Below are 15440 nucleotides of genomic sequence, written 5' to 3' on the forward strand. Positions count from 1 at the left end.
CCGCTGCTCACGTCACGATCGACAGCGATTGCCTGCATTGCTGCTGCCAACATCACATCATTCAGCGTTCATGCCTTTCATGAAGGTCGACGGCACGACGCTCTTCACGGACTGCGCGCGTTTGGCGAGCCAGTAGGCCTGCGCCGGCGGTACCGAGCCGAACTGCCGGTCGACGCCGAGCTTCTGCGCGGCGTCCATCGGCCAGTTGGGATTGTACAAAAGCTCGCGGGCCAGCGCGATCAGGTCGGCCCTTCCCTCCTGCAGGATCTGCTCGGCCTGGTCGGCATGCACGATCAGGCCGACCGCCATGCTCATGATGTCGGCATCGCGGCGCAGCCGCTCGGCATAGGGCACCTGATAGCCGTAGGTCACCGGCCCCGCGCTCACCACCGGCGAGCCGCGCATGCCGCCCGAGCTGCAGTCGATCACGTCGACGCCCTTGGGCTTGAGGATCTTGGCCAGCGCCACGCTCTGGTCGGGGCCCCAGCCGGCATCGTCCTCGACCGAGAAGCGCACGAACAACGGCTTGCTGGCCGGCCAGTAGGTGCGTACGCATTCGACGACCTCGATGCAGAAGCGCATGCGGTTGAGCTCGCTGCCGCCATAGTCGTCGTTGCGCACGTTGGAGAATGGCGAGAGGAACTGATGGATCAGGTAGCCGTGCGCGGCATGGATATCGAGCACGTCGAAGCCCGCCTCATGCGCGCGCCGCGCCGCCTGGCCCCAGCGCTCGATCACCTGCGGGATCTCTTCGCGCGCCAGCGCGCGCGGCGTCGGATCGCTCTCCGGCGCGTTCCTGGCGCTCGACGACACGAGTTCCCACTGGTCCCAGTCGTCGATGCCGTCCGGCTTGAGCGGCGCGCCGCCTTCCCAGGGCCGGAAGCGCCGCGCCTTGCGCCCGGAATGGCCGAGCTGGATGCCGGGCACCGAATTGTGCTGGCGGATGAACTCCACGCAGCGCTTCAAGCCGGGGATGAAGGCGTCGTCCCAGATGCCGAGATCGCCGACCGTGCCGCAGCCGCGCCGCTCGACCTTGGTCGATTCCATGATCACCAGCCCCGCCCCGCCCGCGGCGTAGCGGCCGGCGTTCATCAGGTGCCAGTCGGTGGCGAAGCCTTTGACGGCCGAATACTGGTGCATGGGCGCCACCACGACGCGGTTCTTCAAGGTCACGTCGCGGATTGAAATCGGTTCGAACAGCATCGGCTGCGCCATGTATACTCCCCCACCATGTCCGTGAATCACGACCGCTACGACGACGCCTACCTGCGCCGCATCCTGCGCGAGACCAAGACCATCGCAATGGTCGGCGCCTCGGCCAACTGGAATCGTCCGAGCTATTTTGCAATGAAGTACTTGCTGGACCGCGGCTACCGCATCCTGCCGGTCAATCCCGCCGCCGCCGGCCAGGAGATCATGGGCCAGAAGGTCTACGGCTCCCTCGAGGAGCTGCCGCAGAAGGTCGACATGGTCGACATCTTCCGCAACTCCGAGGCCGCCGGGCCGATCACCGATGCCGCCATCGAGCACGGCGCCAAGGTGGTATGGATGCAGCTCGGCGTGCGCAACGACGCGGCTGCCGAGCGCGCCGAAAAGGCCGGACTGAAAGTCGTCATGAACCGCTGCCCCAAGATCGAGCACTCGCGGCTCAGCGGCACCATCGAGTGGCACGGCATCGCCAGCGGCGTCATCAGCAGCAAGAAGCGGGCGCTGTAGCGATGCCCTCGCCGACCGACTCTTCAGCGAGCTCTCGCCCGATACCAAGCCGGCAAAACCAGGCTTCAACCGACGCGTCTTCACATCAACAAGGGCAGCGCCATCCAGTGCGATTTGACCACCGGCATCGTGAAGCTGGCGCCGGGTACCTATCAGATTTCCGGTCATTCCATGGTCGCCTATTTCACCAAGGACGACCCGCCGGAGACGATCGTCACGCGCTCCCCCGCTTCGGCGGGATATTGCCGGCTGCGCAGCTTCGATCCGAATCGCGCCGTCGACCCGGCGAACCTGCGTGGACTGCCCAACGACGACCCCAGTGTCATCCGCGTCGGCAGCCCGAGCACGGCCAACCTCGTGCCCAGCCTGTTCGACGCCTTCTACGAAGCCGACAAGCCCGCCCAACTGATACTGGAGCATCAATCGGGCTCGAATCCGCACCAGATCTACCTGCGGATCTTCGTCGAAAATTCCAAATGGCATGCCTTCGCCCGGATCAGCATCCGGCGGATCTAGACTGACGTTGCATCGACGGTCGCCATCAGCGTCTCGGTTTCGCTCGGGACGTTTTCCGCCAAACGGGCTGCGGCGAGGATCGGAAGCCAACCGAGGATGTCATTCGGCGACAGGCCGCTTTCCGTCGCATAGGCATCGAGATAGGCCGACGCCCACGTTGGCTCGACCCCTCTCATGAGCAGGTAAGAACGGCAGGCATCTGCCGCCGGCTCACCACGCGTCGCATCGAGCCAGTCGACGATGCACGCGTTGTCCGGCTCGCCCATGACGTTGAATGGATGGAAATCGCCATGGCAGAGCCTATCGCCGGCGGGCATGTCGGCTAGCCGGTCCAGCAGCCTGCCTTGCCGGGCCGCTCCCAAGATCGTCGCCCTCCGGATGCGGTCCATCAAGCGAGGTTTCAGATCCGGTAGCAGCACGGCTTCATGCCGGTGAATCGCCAGTTGCAAGCGGACCATTGCCTTCATGTAGACGGGCAGCGCCTCTGTGCGCCCGCCCATCGCCTCCGCGAAGCTTGGCCCGTCAGCCCGGGTCATGATGACGCCCCATCGCTCGCCGACCGTTCGGACGCCGAGCGTCCGCGGCGCCGGCACGTCGAACGCCTCGATGATCGCGAGGATGGCGGCCTCGCGAAAGGCCGAGCGCTTGGCGATACCAAGCCTGTAGAGCTTCAATACTTCCCGTCCGTACTCGAAGACCTCTGCCTCTTTACCCGATCCAATGAGACGGCCCGGTTCCAGTTCACTCATCGTGATCCTCGCGCTTCGTCACATGAAAAGCCGCCGCCGACCCCGGATACTTCTTCAAGCAGACCTTGTAGCATCGCCCAAAATGAGGAAACGCATGAAGTTCGGCATCTTCGACCATATGGACCGCGCCGGCGCCGATCTCGGTCGGCAGTTCGACGAGCGGCTGCGATTGATCGAGCTCTACGAGCGCTCGGGCTTCCATGGCTATCACCTGGCAGAGCACCATGCGACGCCGCTTGGCATGGCGCCTTCACCCAGCGTGTTTCTGGCCGCCGTGGCGCAGCGCACCAAACGGCTGCGCTTCGGGCCGCTGGTCTACACCGTGAACCTCTACCATCCGCTCCGCCTGATCGACGAGATCTGCATGCTCGACCAGATGAGCGGCGGGCGGCTGGAGCTCGGCATCGGCCGCGGCATCTCACCCTACGAGGTGGGCTACTACGGCATCGATCCGGCCACCGGGCCGGAGCGTTTCTCCGAGGCCATGGAAGTGATCCTGAAGGGCCTGACCGAGAAGCGGCTGAGCCACGAAGGCAAGTACTTCACCTTCAAGGACGTGCCGATGGAGATGCAGCCGGTGCAGCGGCCGCATCCGCCCCTGTGGTACGGCGCCAACTCGCTGGAGAGCGCCGATCGGCTGGCCAAGCAGGCCTGCAACACCGTGGTCGGCATGCGCGCCGACGGCGTCGGCCAGTTCGCGGCGCGCTATCGCGCGGCATGGAAGGCGCTCGGCCGCGCCGACGAGGACCTGCCGCTGATCGGGCTCAGCCGCCATGTCGTGGTCGGCGACACCGACCGCGAGGCGCAGAGCGCCGCCAAGCGGGCCTTCGCACTGTGGTACGACGCGCTGATCCATCTCTGGCGCGCCCACGGCGTCGGCCTGCCGCGCCAGATGATCCCGGCCGAGTTCGAGCCTGCCCTGGAAGGCGGCTACATCGTCGCCGGATCGCCCTCGACAGTGCGCGACCGGCTGAAGAAGGACAACGACATCGCCGGCATCAACTATTGCCTGTGCCGGCTGGCCTTCGGCGACCTGTCGTTCGAGGAGTCGTCGCGCTCGATCGAGCTTTTGGCCAAGGAAGTGATGCCGGCGCTCTGAGTGGAGCGCCGACCTCCAGGTCCGCTCATGCTCTTCCGGACCGCGCGCGCTCATGAGGCGCGCGAGACGCGCGCGGTCCGGAAGAGCATGAGAAGGCGCCCAAAAAAGTCGAGGCCCGCGGCCCCACCTACGCGTGAGCCGCGGACCCCGTCCCCCTCCGTGAAACACGCCCGTCGCTGTGGAACGCGGTTCGGGTCGTGCCCCCCTCCTTGAAGATCTGATGTGCTGCTGAGAAGAAACGATCAGGTGAGAAAAAGCCGGCGGTGGTGGGGCCACCGCCGGCTCTCTCGAGAGGATCAGCTACGCCGCCCGGGGAGAGATAGCGACGAACCTGGTCATCCCCTCCCGATAGACTTTCATCAGCACCGGCTTACCGGTCTTCTTCGCTTCCGAGAGCTTCTCGACAGCCGTCTGCGGGCTGTCGACCGCGTCACGACCGACCTGCTGCAGGATGTCGCCCTGCTTGAGGCCAATCTCGTCGGCCGGGCTGCCCGGCTCGACCGCGGCGATCGCCGCGCCCTTCACCGAGTCGTCCAGCTTCATGCCCTGGCGCATCTCCTTGGAGATCGGCGCCAGCGACACGCCGTAGGACAGCGGCTCGGCCTTCTTGTCGACCTGCTTGCCGTCCGTGTCGTCGGCGCTCGCCTTGACGATGCCGCCCTCTTCCTTGTCGCCGCGGATCTTGGCCATGACGGTCATGTCCTTGCCGTCGCGCCACAGGCCGATCTTGGCGGTCGTGCCGGGCTTCATGGTCGAGATCATGCGGGTCAGGTCCTTGATCGACTCGACGTCCTTGCCGTCGACGCTCTTGATCACGTCACCCGACTTGATGCCGGCCGCCATCGCCGCGCTGTCCGGCGTGACCTGGGCCACCAGGGCGCCCTTGTCACCGTCGAGCGACATGCTCTTGACGAGCTCCTCGTTCAGCGGCTGGATCTGCACGCCGAGCAGGCCGCGCTCGACCTTGCCGTTGACCTTGAGCTGGGCCACGACACCCTCGGCCAGGCTGGACGGGATGGCGAAGCCAAGGCCGACGCTGCCGCCCGACGGCGAGAAGATGGCGGTGTTGATGCCGATCACCTTGCCGTCCATGTCGAACAGCGGGCCACCCGAGTTGCCGCGGTTGATGGCGGCGTCGGTCTGGATGTAGTCGTCGAACGGGCCGGACTGGATGTCACGGCCGCGCGCCGACACGATGCCGGTCGTCACGGTGCCGCCCAGGCCGAACGGATTGCCGACCGCCATCACCGGCTGGCCGACGCGCACCTTGCTGGCGTCGCCGAAGGAGACGTACGGCAGCGGCTTGCTGCTCTCGACCTTCAGCAGGGCGAGGTCGGTCTTCTCGTCGCCGCCCATCAGCTTGGCCGGGAACTTGCGGCCGTCCGACATGCTGACGACGATCTCGTCGGCCTTGCCGGCGACGTGATAGTTGGTGACGATCCAACCCTTCTCATCGATGATGAAGCCGGTGCCGACGGCCTGGCCCTTCTGGGCCGGGCGCTGCGGCTTGGCGCCGGGCTTACCCGGCTGACCGGGCTGCATCGGCATGCCGAAGCGCTCGGCAAACTTCTGCATGAACTCTTCCATCTGCTTCTGCTGGTCGGGCGACATGCGGCTCTCGCGGCTCTCGTCGTCGCCAACTCCGCCCTTCATGGTCACGGAGACGTTCACCACCGCCGGGGTCACCTTGGCGGCGAGGTCGGAGAAGTCCTGCACGCCCGACATGGTCGGCGCGGCAGCCACGGCCGCAGGCGCCGTGAACATGGGAGCAATCAGCACCGGCGCGGTCAGCGCTGTGGTCAGCGCCAGCGCGGTGAGAATGCGGGACTTGGTCTTGGTCATCTAAGCTACCTCCTGAGGGTCCGGGCTTTTCGCAGGAGGAATATGGGCGTGGCCCCATGGCGACCGGATGGCTGCTAAATTGAATGTTTGTATAGTTGTGGAACGTTGTTTTTGCGGGGAATTACAGGCAGATGCTGGTTCAAGCTCCCTCGCTACGCTCGGGACGACAGCCTTACCGATGAGCCAGCCGTGAAGATCCTCCTCGTCGAAGACGACAAGCAGACCTCCAACTACATCGCCAAGGGCCTGCGCGAGCACGGCCATGTCGTCGACCAAGCCGACAACGGCCGCGACGGGCTCTATCTCGCCACCGGCGAGAAATACGACGTCATGATCGTCGATCGCATGCTGCCCAGCATGGACGGCCTGTCGCTGGTCAAGGCCGCGCGTACCTCCAATGTGCGCTCGCCGGTGCTGTTCCTCACCACCATGGGCGGCATCGACGATCGCGTGGCGGGATTCGACGCCGGCGGCGACGACTATCTGGTGAAGCCCTTCGCCTTCGCCGAGCTTCTGGCGCGCGTCGGCGCCCTGGCGCGCCGGCCGCCGATCGTGGCGACGACCTCGCTGTCGGTCGGCGATCTCGAGATGGACCTTCTCGCCCGCACCGTGACACGCGCCGGCAAGCGCATCGATCTCCTGGCGCAGGAGTTCAAGATCCTGGAGTACCTGCTGCGCCATGCCGGCGAGGTGGTGACGCGCACCATGTTGCTGGAGAAGGTCTGGGACTTCCATTTCGATCCCAAGACCAACATCGTCGAGACGCACATCAGCCGCCTGCGCTCCAAGATCGACAAAGGCTTCGGCCGCCCGCTCCTGCATACCGTCAGGGGGGCAGGCTATGTCATCCGCGCGCCCGAGTAGCACGCTCGGCCGCATCCTGCGGTCGGCGAGCTTCCGGCTGACGCTGTTCTATGCCGCCTTGTTCATCGCTTCCGCCGGCGCCCTGTTCGCCACCGTGTACGTCACGGCGACGGCAGCGATGCAGAACGACATGGCGGCGGTGCTGCGCTCGGAGGCCTTCCAGCTCGCCGAGGTCCACAGCCGCACCGGGCTGAACGGCCTTGCCCAGCAGATCGCGCGGCGCATGAACTTCCGCACGCGCGGGCCGATCTTCTACCTGCTGCAGGCGCCCAACGGCCGCGTCGTGGTCGGCAACCTGCCGGGCATGCCGCCGGTCAATGGCGTCATCGACTTCGTGCCCAAGGCGGATACGCCGGCGCCGGACGCCGACGGCGAGCGCACCAAGCTCACCGGCTTCGGCCTGACGCTGTCCGACGGCTCGTTCCTGCTGGTGGCGCAGGACGCCGCGCGGCTCACCGACATGCAGCACGCCATCGTGCGCGCCTTCGCCTGGGCGGGCGGGCTTACGCTGCTGCTCGCCATCGCCGGCGGCGCGGTGCTCGCCAATTCCTTCCTGCGCCGGATCGATGCGATCACGCGCACCAACCGCGCCATCATGGAGGGCGATCTCTCGGCCCGCATCCCCGTGCGCGGCACGCACGACGAGATCGACCAGCTGATCGCCAGCCTCAACGCCATGCTGGGCCGCATCCAGCAGCTGATGGACGGGCTGCGCCAGGTGTCGAGCGACATCGCCCACGATCTGCGCACGCCGCTCGGCCGCCTGCGCCAGCATCTGGAAGACGCACGCGAGAGGGCCAAGACCACGGCCGACTACGACGCCGCCACCGATGCCGCGATCGCCGAAGCCGACGAGTTGCTGGAGACCTTCTCGGCCCTGCTGCGCATCGCCCAGGTCGAAGCCGGCGCCCAGAAGAGCGCCTTTGCCGAGCTCGATCTCTCCGCCCTGGCCCGCAGCGTCGGCGAGGCCTATCAGCCCGCCGCCGAGGATTCCGGCCACACGCTCGACATCCACATCGAGGATGGCGTGCATCTCACCGGCGACCGTCAGCTCCTGGCGCAGATGATATCGAACCTGGTCGAGAACGCGCTGCACCACACCCCGGACGACTCGTCGGTGACTTTGGCGCTGCGCCGGACCGGAGCGCGCTTCGACATCGAGGTTGCGGACAACGGTCCGGGCATTCCGGAGGCCGAGCGCGGCAGGGTATTCGACCGCTTCTACCGCCTCGACCGCAGCCGCTCGACCGCCGGCAGCGGCTTGGGCCTGGCGCTCGTCAAGGCGATCGCCGGCCTGCACGGCCTGTCGATTGAGCTCACCGACCGCAAGCCGGGATTGGGCGTCGTCGTGACCGGCACGGCGGCACGGTAGGTCTTTGCTGCGAGCGGCAAAGCAGCGACACTGCGGACCCGTTCAACACCGACGACTGGTCCGATGAAGAAACCGACACGCACCCGCCCCCTGCTCGCCTATGTCGGCAGCTACACGACACCCGAGCGGCACGGCGAGGGCGACGGCATCAACGTCTATCGCGTCGACCGTCGCACCGGCGCCTTCACGCACCTGCAGCATCTCGGCGGCCTGGAGAATCCGTCGTTCCTCGCCATCAACGCCGACGGAACGCGCCTCTACTCGGTGCATGGCGACCGCAGCGAGATCAATTCCTTCACCATCGATCCCGCCACCGGACACCTGGCGCCGCTCAATCGTCAGCCCACCGGCGGCTACAATCCCGTCCATCTCGCCTTCGATGCAACCGGCCGTTTCTTGGCAGTGTGCAACTACGGAACCGATTCCGTCGTCGCCTTCCCGCTTGCGGGCGACGGTAGCCTGCTGCCCTACCGCACGCTCACCACCGTGACCGGCACGCTCGGCCCGCATCGAATCCAGCAGCGCACCATGTGCGTGCATCACATCCCGCTCGACCGGACCGGGCGCTTCTTCTACGTGCCGTGCAAGGGCTCCGACGTCGTCATCGCCTACCGCCTCGACACCAAGCGGAAGATTCTGGTCGAGGCCACGCGCGTGACAGCTCGTCCGGGCGCCGCGCCGCGGCACATCGATTTCCATCCCACTAAGGCGCTGGCCTACGTCATCAACGAGCTCGACTCGACCCTCACGACCTACCGCCAGGACCGGCAGAGCGGCGCGCTCACGCCGTTGCAGACGATCCCGTCCACGCCCTCGGACTTCACCGGCTACAGCACGGGCGCCGAGATCTGGGTCGATCGCGCCGGCCGCAATGTCTACGTCTCCAACCGCGGCCATGACAGCATCGGCGTGTTCGGCATCGATCGGGCCAAGGGGACGCTGTCGCCGCGCCAGTGGGTGCCGACCCACGGCCGCACGCCGCGCTTCTTCGCCTTCGATCCCGACCAGCGCTTCCTCTACGTCGCCAACCAGGACAGCCGCTCGATCGTGGGCTACCGCGTCGGCCGCGACGGCCGGCTGGCGCCGACGCGCATCCGCGTCAGGGTCGGCAGCCCGGCCTGCATCGTCTTCTCACCGAGCTGACTTTTCCTGCCGGAAGATCGCCGCCCGGACGATCCGGTTCGCCTGATCCGTGCCCTGCTCCAGGTCGACCAGCAGGTCGGTGATCGGCGCGCCGCGATGGAGCCTGCGGCGTGATTCCTGGTTGACCTGGGCCAGCGTGCCGAGCTCGGCTGCCATGTCGTCCGACACCTCGACCAGGCCGTCGGCCGCGGCGTCCGCGTAGGCTCTTTCGGCCCTCTCCAGGTTCACGGCCAGGCGGCTCCTGACGGTCTCAGGTGCGCTCTGGGAGCATTGATCGACGCCGGCAAGCGCCAGCAGGTAGTTTTCCAAGATGGGATCGACATGCTCCTTAGGGACAGGCGCCACGTCGATTCCCCCGCTGTTTGCCACACACATGAGATGATTCTGCCAAACCGGTTGTCGCGCTCTGTGGTATTTCTCACATTGCGTCAGGCAATTAGCGAAACTGCTGGCCCTACAGGGAGTTGAACCGTCCGGCCGCCATGTCATGCTGCACCGCACATGAGTGACGAGACCCCGCTTCGCAGCATCTCCCTTTTCGACGGCCTGACGGACGCCGAGCTGGCGGCGGTCGCGTCATCGTGCACCATCCGCACGTTCGAGAAACAAGCTCAGATTCTGGGTGAGCAGGAGGCGACGACGGACGTCTTCTTCATCCTGTCCGGCACCGTGCGCTCCACCAGCTACACCGCGGCGGGCCGCGAGGTGATCTACAACGAAACGGAGGCGGGCGAGATCTTCGGCGAGTTCTCGGCCGTGGACGGCCTCCCCCGCTCTTCGTCGGTCGTCGCCATGACCGACTGCCGCGTCGCCCGCATGACCAGGGAGAAGTTCCTGAAGATGCTCGAGGGCAACGGCAAGATCGCCGTTCGCCTGGTCGAGCTTCTGGTCACCAAGATCCGGTCGATGTCGGAACGCGTGTTCGAGGTGAGTGCGCTTGCCGTGCGCGAGCGGGTACGGCGCGAGCTGCTGCGGCTGGCCAAGGACGGCGAGGAATTCCGCAACGGCATCGTCATCCGGCCGGCGCCCACGCATTACGAGATCGCCGCCCGCATCGGCTCCCACCGCGAAGCCGTGACCCGCGAGTTCAATCGCCTGGAAGCCGAAGGCATCGTCGAGGTCCGCCGCAGGCAGTTGCGGATCGTCGACATCAAGCGGCTGCAGGAAGGCGAGGAGTAGAGACGAAGGACGACCACCTCCCCCGTCATACGGGGGAGGCCGGGAGGGGGCAGGCGCCAGTCGAGATCTCTCCTAGAAAAAGATCATGATCTTCGTCTATCGCCGGGACTTCTCTGCGGCTCTCCCCCTCCCGGCCTCCCCCGTATGACGGGGTATGACGGGGGAGGTGACATCTTTTGCGGGCTGTGGTCGGAATGCCGGTCTTCCAGCATGGAGCGTCAAGTGAGCGACAAGACCTACGGCTTCGAGACCCTGTCCGTGCATGCCGGCGCCGCGCCCGATCCGGCGACGGGTGCGCGGGCGCTGCCGATCTATCAGACCACGGCCTATGTCTTCGAGGACGCCGACCAGGCCGCCGCCCTGTTCAACCTGCAGACCGTGGGCTTCATCTACTCGCGCCTCACCAACCCGACCAACGCCGCGCTCGAGGCCAGGCTCGCCACGCTGGAAGGCGGCCGCGGCTGCACTGTCGCCTCGTCGGGCCATGCCGCGCAGGTGCTGGCGCTGTTCCCGCTGATGGCGCCCGGCGCGGAGATCGTCGCCTCTTCGCGCCTCTATGGCGGTTCGCTGCAGCAGATGCGCAACACCTATCCGAAGTTCGGCTGGGCGGCGAAGATCGTCGACGCCGACGACCCGGAGAATTTCAAGCGTGCCGTCACGCCCAACACGAAAGCCTTCTTCATCGAGAGCCTGGCCAACCCGGGCGGCGTCATCAGCGATATCGAGGCCATCGCCCGCATCGCCGAGGCGGCGGGCGTGCCGCTGCTGGTCGACAACACGCTGGCCACGCCCTGGCTGTGCAAGCCGATCGACTACGGCGCCACGCTGATCGTGCACTCGACGACCAAGTTTTTGAGCGGCACCGGCACCTCGATGGGCGGCGCGGTCGTCGATTCGGGCAAGTTCGACTGGGCCAAGAGCGGCAAGTTCCCGAGCCTCGCCGGGCCTGAGCCCGCCTATCACGGGCTCAACTTCTTCGAGAGCTTCGGCGACATGGCCTACACCTTCCACAGCCATGCCGTGGGCCTGCGCGACCTCGGGCCGAGCCAGGCCCCGTTCAACGCCTGGCTCACCATGCTGGGCATCGAGACCCTGGGTTTGCGCATGGAGCGCCATTGCGCCAACGCCCAGAAGGTCGCCGAGTATCTCGCCAAGCACCCGGCCGTCGCCTGGGTCAACTATGCCGGCCTACCCGACAACAAGTACCACCAGCTCGCCCGGAAGTACCTGCCCAAGGGCGCGGGCTCGATCTTCACCTTCGGCGTCAAGGGCGGCTACGACGTCGGCATCAAGGTGGTCGACAGCGTCGAGCTGTTCTCCCACCTCGCCAATATCGGCGATGCCAAAAGCCTGATCATCCATCCCGCCTCGACCACGCATCGCCAGCTCTCCGATGAGCAGCGGGTCGCGGCCGGCGCCGGCCCCGATGTGCTTCGCCTGTCGATAGGGATCGAAACGGTGGACGACATCATCGCCGATCTGGAGCAAGCTCTGGAGAAGGCGACGAAGAAATAGCGCCAGCTATTTCTCGTCGTCCCGAGCGGAGCGAAGCGTAGCCGAGGGACCCGAGCCAGATGCTGAGCAAAGCCGACAACGAGTTCCTGACGCAGAGCGGTCCCGGCACGCCGATGGGCGACCTGCTGCGGCGCTTCTGGATGCCGGCGCTGCTCAGCGAAGAGCTGCCCGTACGCGACGGACCGCCCAAGAAGATCAAGATTCTAGGCGAAGACCTTTTGGCCTTCCGCAGCACCGATGGCCGCGTCGGTATCGTCGAACCGCACTGCCCGCATCGCGGCGCCAACCTCTACTACGGCCGCAATGAAGAGTGCGGCATCCGCTGCGCCTTCCACGGCTGGAAGTTCGACGTCGACGGCAACTGCGTCGACCTGCCGACCTCGCCGCCCGAATCCACATACAAGGACACGATCAAGCTGCTCGCCTACCCGACGCGCGAATGGGGCGACATGATCTGGGTCTACATGGGCCCGCGCGAAAAGATCCCCGAGCTGCCGCAGCTCGAGATGGGATTGCTGCCGGCGTCCAGCCGCTACGTCACCAAGAAGTGGCAGGACTGCAACTGGGTGCAGAGTGTCGAGGGTGCGCTCGATACCGCCCATTTCTCCTTCCTGCATGCCGTGCTCGCCAAGGATGACGTCGCGGCGCGAGCGGCGCTCGCCAAGGCGGCGATCGCCGATCAGGCCACGCCCGACGATCGCATCCGCTGGATACACAACGATCCGCGGCCAAAATTCACCATCCTCGGTCACGATGCCGGCCTGCTGATCGGCGCCGCGCGCAAGACCGACGGTGCCGATCTCTACTGGCGCATCTCGCAGTTTCTGATGCCCAATCACGCCTACACGCCGACGGCTTTCCCCGGCGAGATCTATTACGGCCAGTGCTGGGTGCCGGCCGATGACGGGTCGTGCTGGATCTACACCTACTGCTGGCACCCCGATCGGCCGCTCAGCAATGCCGAGCGCGCCAAGTTCGACGGCGGCTTCAACGTGCATGCCGAGGTCGACGACGACTACATGCCGCTGCGCAACTTGCGCAACGACTACCTGATCGACCGCAAGGTGCAGAAGCACACGACCTTCACCGGCATCGAGGGCGTGAGCGAGCAGGACGCCGCCATCCAGGACAGCATGGGCCCGATCCAGGACCGCACCAGGGAGCATCTCGGCCCGACCGACGTCGGCGTCGTCGAGTTCCGCAAGCTTCTGATGGGCGGCGCCCGGTCGCTCCAGGCGGGCATCGAGCCCAAGGCAGCGGCCTCTGCCAACCGCTATGCCGTACGGGCCGGCGGCGCGGTCGCCGCACCGGCAAAGAATCTCGAAACCGTCATGGCCGAGCGCTTCGGCCACGCACGGGGTTACATCGGCCAGCAATACGGGTTGGGCGACTGATGCTGAGCAAGACCGACAACGAATTCCTCACCCGCAGCGGCCCCGGCACGCCGATGGGCGACCTGCTGCGCCGCTTCTGGATGCCGGCGCTGCTGAGCGATGAGCTGCCCGAACGCGACGGACCACCCAAGAAGATCAGGCTACTAGGCGAAGACCTCTTGGCCTTCCGCAGTACCGACGGCCGCGTCGGCATCGTCGAGCCGCACTGCCCGCACCGCGGCGCCAACCTCTACTACGGCCGCAACGAGGAGTGCGGCCTGCGCTGTGCCTTCCATGGCTGGAAGTTCGATGTCGACGGCAACTGCGTCGACCTGCCGACCTCGCCGCCGGAATCGACCTACAAGGACACGATCAAGCTGCTCGCCTACCCGACGCGCGAATGGGCTGACATGGTCTGGGTCTACATGGGGCCGCGCGAGCACATGCCCGAGCTCCCGCAACTCGAACTGGGCCTGGTGCCGGCGGGCGGCCGCTACGTTTCCAAGAAGTGGCAGGATTGCAATTGGGTTCAAAGCCTCGAGGGCGCGATCGACACCGCCCATTTCTCCTTCCTGCACAAGGTGCCGGCGCAAGACGAGAAGACCAAGCTCGAGATCTTCCGCAGCACCTCGGCAATCGGTGCCGGCCAGGAACTGGCGGATCGCATCCGCTGGGTGATGGACGACCCGAGGCCGAAGTTCGCGATAGCAGGCCACGACACCGGCCTGGTCATCGGCGCGGCGCGCAAGACCGACTCGGCCGACAAGTACTGGCGCATTTCCCAGTTCCTGATGCCCAACCACGCGTTGGTGCCGGTCGCTTTCCCGGGCGACGTCTATCATGGGCAGTGCTGGGTGCCGGTCGACGACGTCAACTGCTGGATCTACACCTACAGCTGGCTGCCCGACCGGCCATTCACCAATTCCGAGCGCGAGAAGTACGCCAAGGGGCTGAGCCTGCACGCCGAGGTCGATCTGAACTACGTACCCGTGCGCAACATTCACAATGATTATGGGCTCGACCGCACGAAGCAGAAGACGGAGAGCTTCACCGGCATCATGGGCGTGAGCGAGCAGGATGCCGCCATCCAGGACAGCCAGGGTCCGATCCAGGACCGCACCCGGGAGCATCTTGGACCGACCGACATCGGAATCGTCGAGTTCCGCAAGCTCATCATGGGGGCAGCGCGCGCCCTGCAGCAGGGCGATGAGCCGAAATCGACACGCGCTGCGAAGAAATACGCCGTGCGTTCAGGCGGTTGGGTCGCCGGTCCGGACAAGGATCTCCTTGCCGTCATGACCGAGCGTTTCGGACATCGGCACGGCTATGTCGGAAACGAGTACGGATTGGGAGAATAATTAGACCAACTGCGCCTGCTGCTCTATCGTCTCCGCGTCAAAATAGGGACTTCCGGGGGACTTCACAGTGACCGTCAAAATCTATGGGCCCACTGCTTCACGTGCGGCACGCGCGCTGTGGATCGTGCACGAGCTCGGCATACCGTTCGAGCACGTCGCCATGGAGATGAAGGATCTAAAGAACGCCGACTACCTGAAGGTCAATCCCAACGGCAAGGTGCCGGCGCTGGTCGACGGCGACTTCAAGCTCTTCGAATCGATGGCGATCAACCTCTATCTTGCCGCCAAGCACGGCAAGGACGGCTTCTTCCCGGCGAGCCTCGAGGACCAGGCGATCTGCCACCAGTGGAGCTTCTGGGGCATGACCGAGGTCGAGAAGCCGCTGCTCACCATCCTGATCGACATGTTCATGACGGCGCCCGACAAGCGCAAGCCCGAGGCCGTCGCCGAGGCGCAGAAAGCGCTGCCCAAGCCGTTCGGCGTGCTGAACGGCGCGCTGCAGGGGCGCGACTACCTGCTCGGCTCGAAGTTCACCGTGGCCGACCTGAACCTGGCGTCGATCTGCAGCTGGGCCAAGCCGATCAAGTTCGACTTCGGCCCCTTCCCCAACGCCGGCACCTGGCTCGACCGCTGCCTGTCACGCCCCGCCTACAAGGCGGCCCGCTCGACGAAGTAAACGGGAGCGCGGGCGTCCCACCCGCTCATGATCTTCGT

At 65.9% G+C, this 15440-nt stretch carries 15 protein-coding genes; 11 read left to right on the forward strand and 4 right to left on the reverse strand.

The features are described 5' to 3' along the window. Window positions 1–57: 57 nt before the first annotated feature. Complete coding sequence (locus RSO01_RS32645) at window positions 58–1215, reverse strand: NADH:flavin oxidoreductase/NADH oxidase (RefSeq protein ID WP_147154778.1); 1158 nt, start codon at window positions 1213–1215, stop codon at window positions 58–60. Between the two features lie 15 nt (window positions 1216–1230). Here RSO01_RS32645 and RSO01_RS32650 point away from each other — a divergent pair, with 15 nt between their 5' ends. Further along, a complete protein-coding gene (locus RSO01_RS32650; protein WP_147154779.1) occupies window positions 1231–1716 on the forward strand; it encodes a CoA-binding protein in 486 nt (161 codons plus the stop codon). A 129-nt stretch (window positions 1717–1845) separates the two neighbouring features. Further along, the gene (locus RSO01_RS32655) at window positions 1846–2232 is read left to right on the forward strand and encodes a hypothetical protein (RefSeq protein ID WP_147154780.1); all 387 of its coding nucleotides are present in this window, start codon (window positions 1846–1848) and stop codon (window positions 2230–2232) included. On the opposite strand, the gene RSO01_RS32660 is transcribed toward RSO01_RS32655, so the two are convergent. Continuing rightward, complete coding sequence (locus tag RSO01_RS32660) at window positions 2229–2981, reverse strand: phosphotransferase family protein (RefSeq protein WP_147154781.1); 753 nt, start codon at window positions 2979–2981, stop codon at window positions 2229–2231. The two genes, RSO01_RS32655 and RSO01_RS32660, sit on opposite strands and share 4 nt — an antisense overlap. Window positions 2982–3075: 94 nt before the next feature. Between RSO01_RS32660 and RSO01_RS32665 the strand changes: the two genes are divergently transcribed. Continuing rightward, on the forward strand, window positions 3076–4080 hold the full coding sequence (locus RSO01_RS32665) for an LLM class flavin-dependent oxidoreductase (RefSeq protein ID WP_170303525.1): 1005 nt from the start codon (window positions 3076–3078) through the stop codon (window positions 4078–4080). 300 nt (window positions 4081–4380) lie between these two features. Here RSO01_RS32665 and RSO01_RS32670 read toward each other — a convergent pair whose 3' ends face one another. Next, window positions 4381–5922, reverse strand: coding sequence for a Do family serine endopeptidase (locus RSO01_RS32670; protein ID WP_147154783.1), 1542 nt, complete (start codon window positions 5920–5922; stop codon window positions 4381–4383). Window positions 5923–6111: 189 nt separating this feature from the next. Here RSO01_RS32670 and RSO01_RS32675 point away from each other — a divergent pair, with 189 nt between their 5' ends. From RSO01_RS32675 to RSO01_RS32685, 3 genes are all read left to right on the forward strand, one after another. After that, complete coding sequence (locus tag RSO01_RS32675) at window positions 6112–6786, forward strand: winged helix-turn-helix domain-containing protein (protein WP_147154784.1); 675 nt, start codon at window positions 6112–6114, stop codon at window positions 6784–6786. A 460-nt stretch (window positions 6787–7246) separates the two neighbouring features. Then, entirely contained in the window at window positions 7247–8158 is a 912-nt protein-coding gene (locus tag RSO01_RS32680) for a sensor histidine kinase (RefSeq protein ID WP_373867970.1), read from the forward strand. A gap of 63 nt (window positions 8159–8221) precedes the next feature. Further along, entirely contained in the window at window positions 8222–9301 is a 1080-nt protein-coding gene (locus tag RSO01_RS32685) for a lactonase family protein (protein ID WP_218037525.1), read from the forward strand. Here RSO01_RS32685 and RSO01_RS32690 read toward each other — a convergent pair. Then, the gene (locus RSO01_RS32690; protein WP_147154786.1) at window positions 9290–9646 is read right to left on the reverse strand and encodes a hypothetical protein; all 357 of its coding nucleotides are present in this window, start codon (window positions 9644–9646) and stop codon (window positions 9290–9292) included. The two genes, RSO01_RS32685 and RSO01_RS32690, sit on opposite strands and share 12 nt — an antisense overlap. 156 nt (window positions 9647–9802) lie before the next feature. Here RSO01_RS32690 and RSO01_RS32695 point away from each other — a divergent pair, with 156 nt between their 5' ends. From RSO01_RS32695 to RSO01_RS32715, 5 genes are all read left to right on the forward strand, one after another. Beyond that, the gene (locus RSO01_RS32695) at window positions 9803–10480 is read left to right on the forward strand and encodes a Crp/Fnr family transcriptional regulator (RefSeq protein ID WP_147154787.1); all 678 of its coding nucleotides are present in this window, start codon (window positions 9803–9805) and stop codon (window positions 10478–10480) included. A gap of 222 nt (window positions 10481–10702) precedes the next feature. Further along, window positions 10703–11995, forward strand: coding sequence for an O-acetylhomoserine aminocarboxypropyltransferase (locus RSO01_RS32700; RefSeq protein ID WP_218037526.1), 1293 nt, complete (start codon window positions 10703–10705; stop codon window positions 11993–11995). 59 nt (window positions 11996–12054) lie between these two features. After that, window positions 12055–13389, forward strand: a complete 1335-nt coding sequence (locus RSO01_RS32705) for a Rieske 2Fe-2S domain-containing protein (RefSeq protein ID WP_147154789.1) — start codon at window positions 12055–12057, stop codon at window positions 13387–13389. After that, a complete protein-coding gene (locus tag RSO01_RS32710) occupies window positions 13389–14726 on the forward strand; it encodes a Rieske 2Fe-2S domain-containing protein (RefSeq protein WP_147154790.1) in 1338 nt (445 codons plus the stop codon). The genes RSO01_RS32705 and RSO01_RS32710 overlap by 1 nt, the downstream gene beginning before the upstream one ends. A gap of 67 nt (window positions 14727–14793) precedes the next feature. Next, on the forward strand, window positions 14794–15402 hold the full coding sequence (locus RSO01_RS32715) for a glutathione S-transferase family protein (RefSeq protein ID WP_147154791.1): 609 nt from the start codon (window positions 14794–14796) through the stop codon (window positions 15400–15402). The last annotated feature ends 38 nt before the right edge of the window (window positions 15403–15440 follow it).

Source organism: Reyranella soli (genome assembly GCF_007992495.1).
Taxonomy (GTDB): domain Bacteria; phylum Pseudomonadota; class Alphaproteobacteria; order Reyranellales; family Reyranellaceae; genus Reyranella; species Reyranella soli.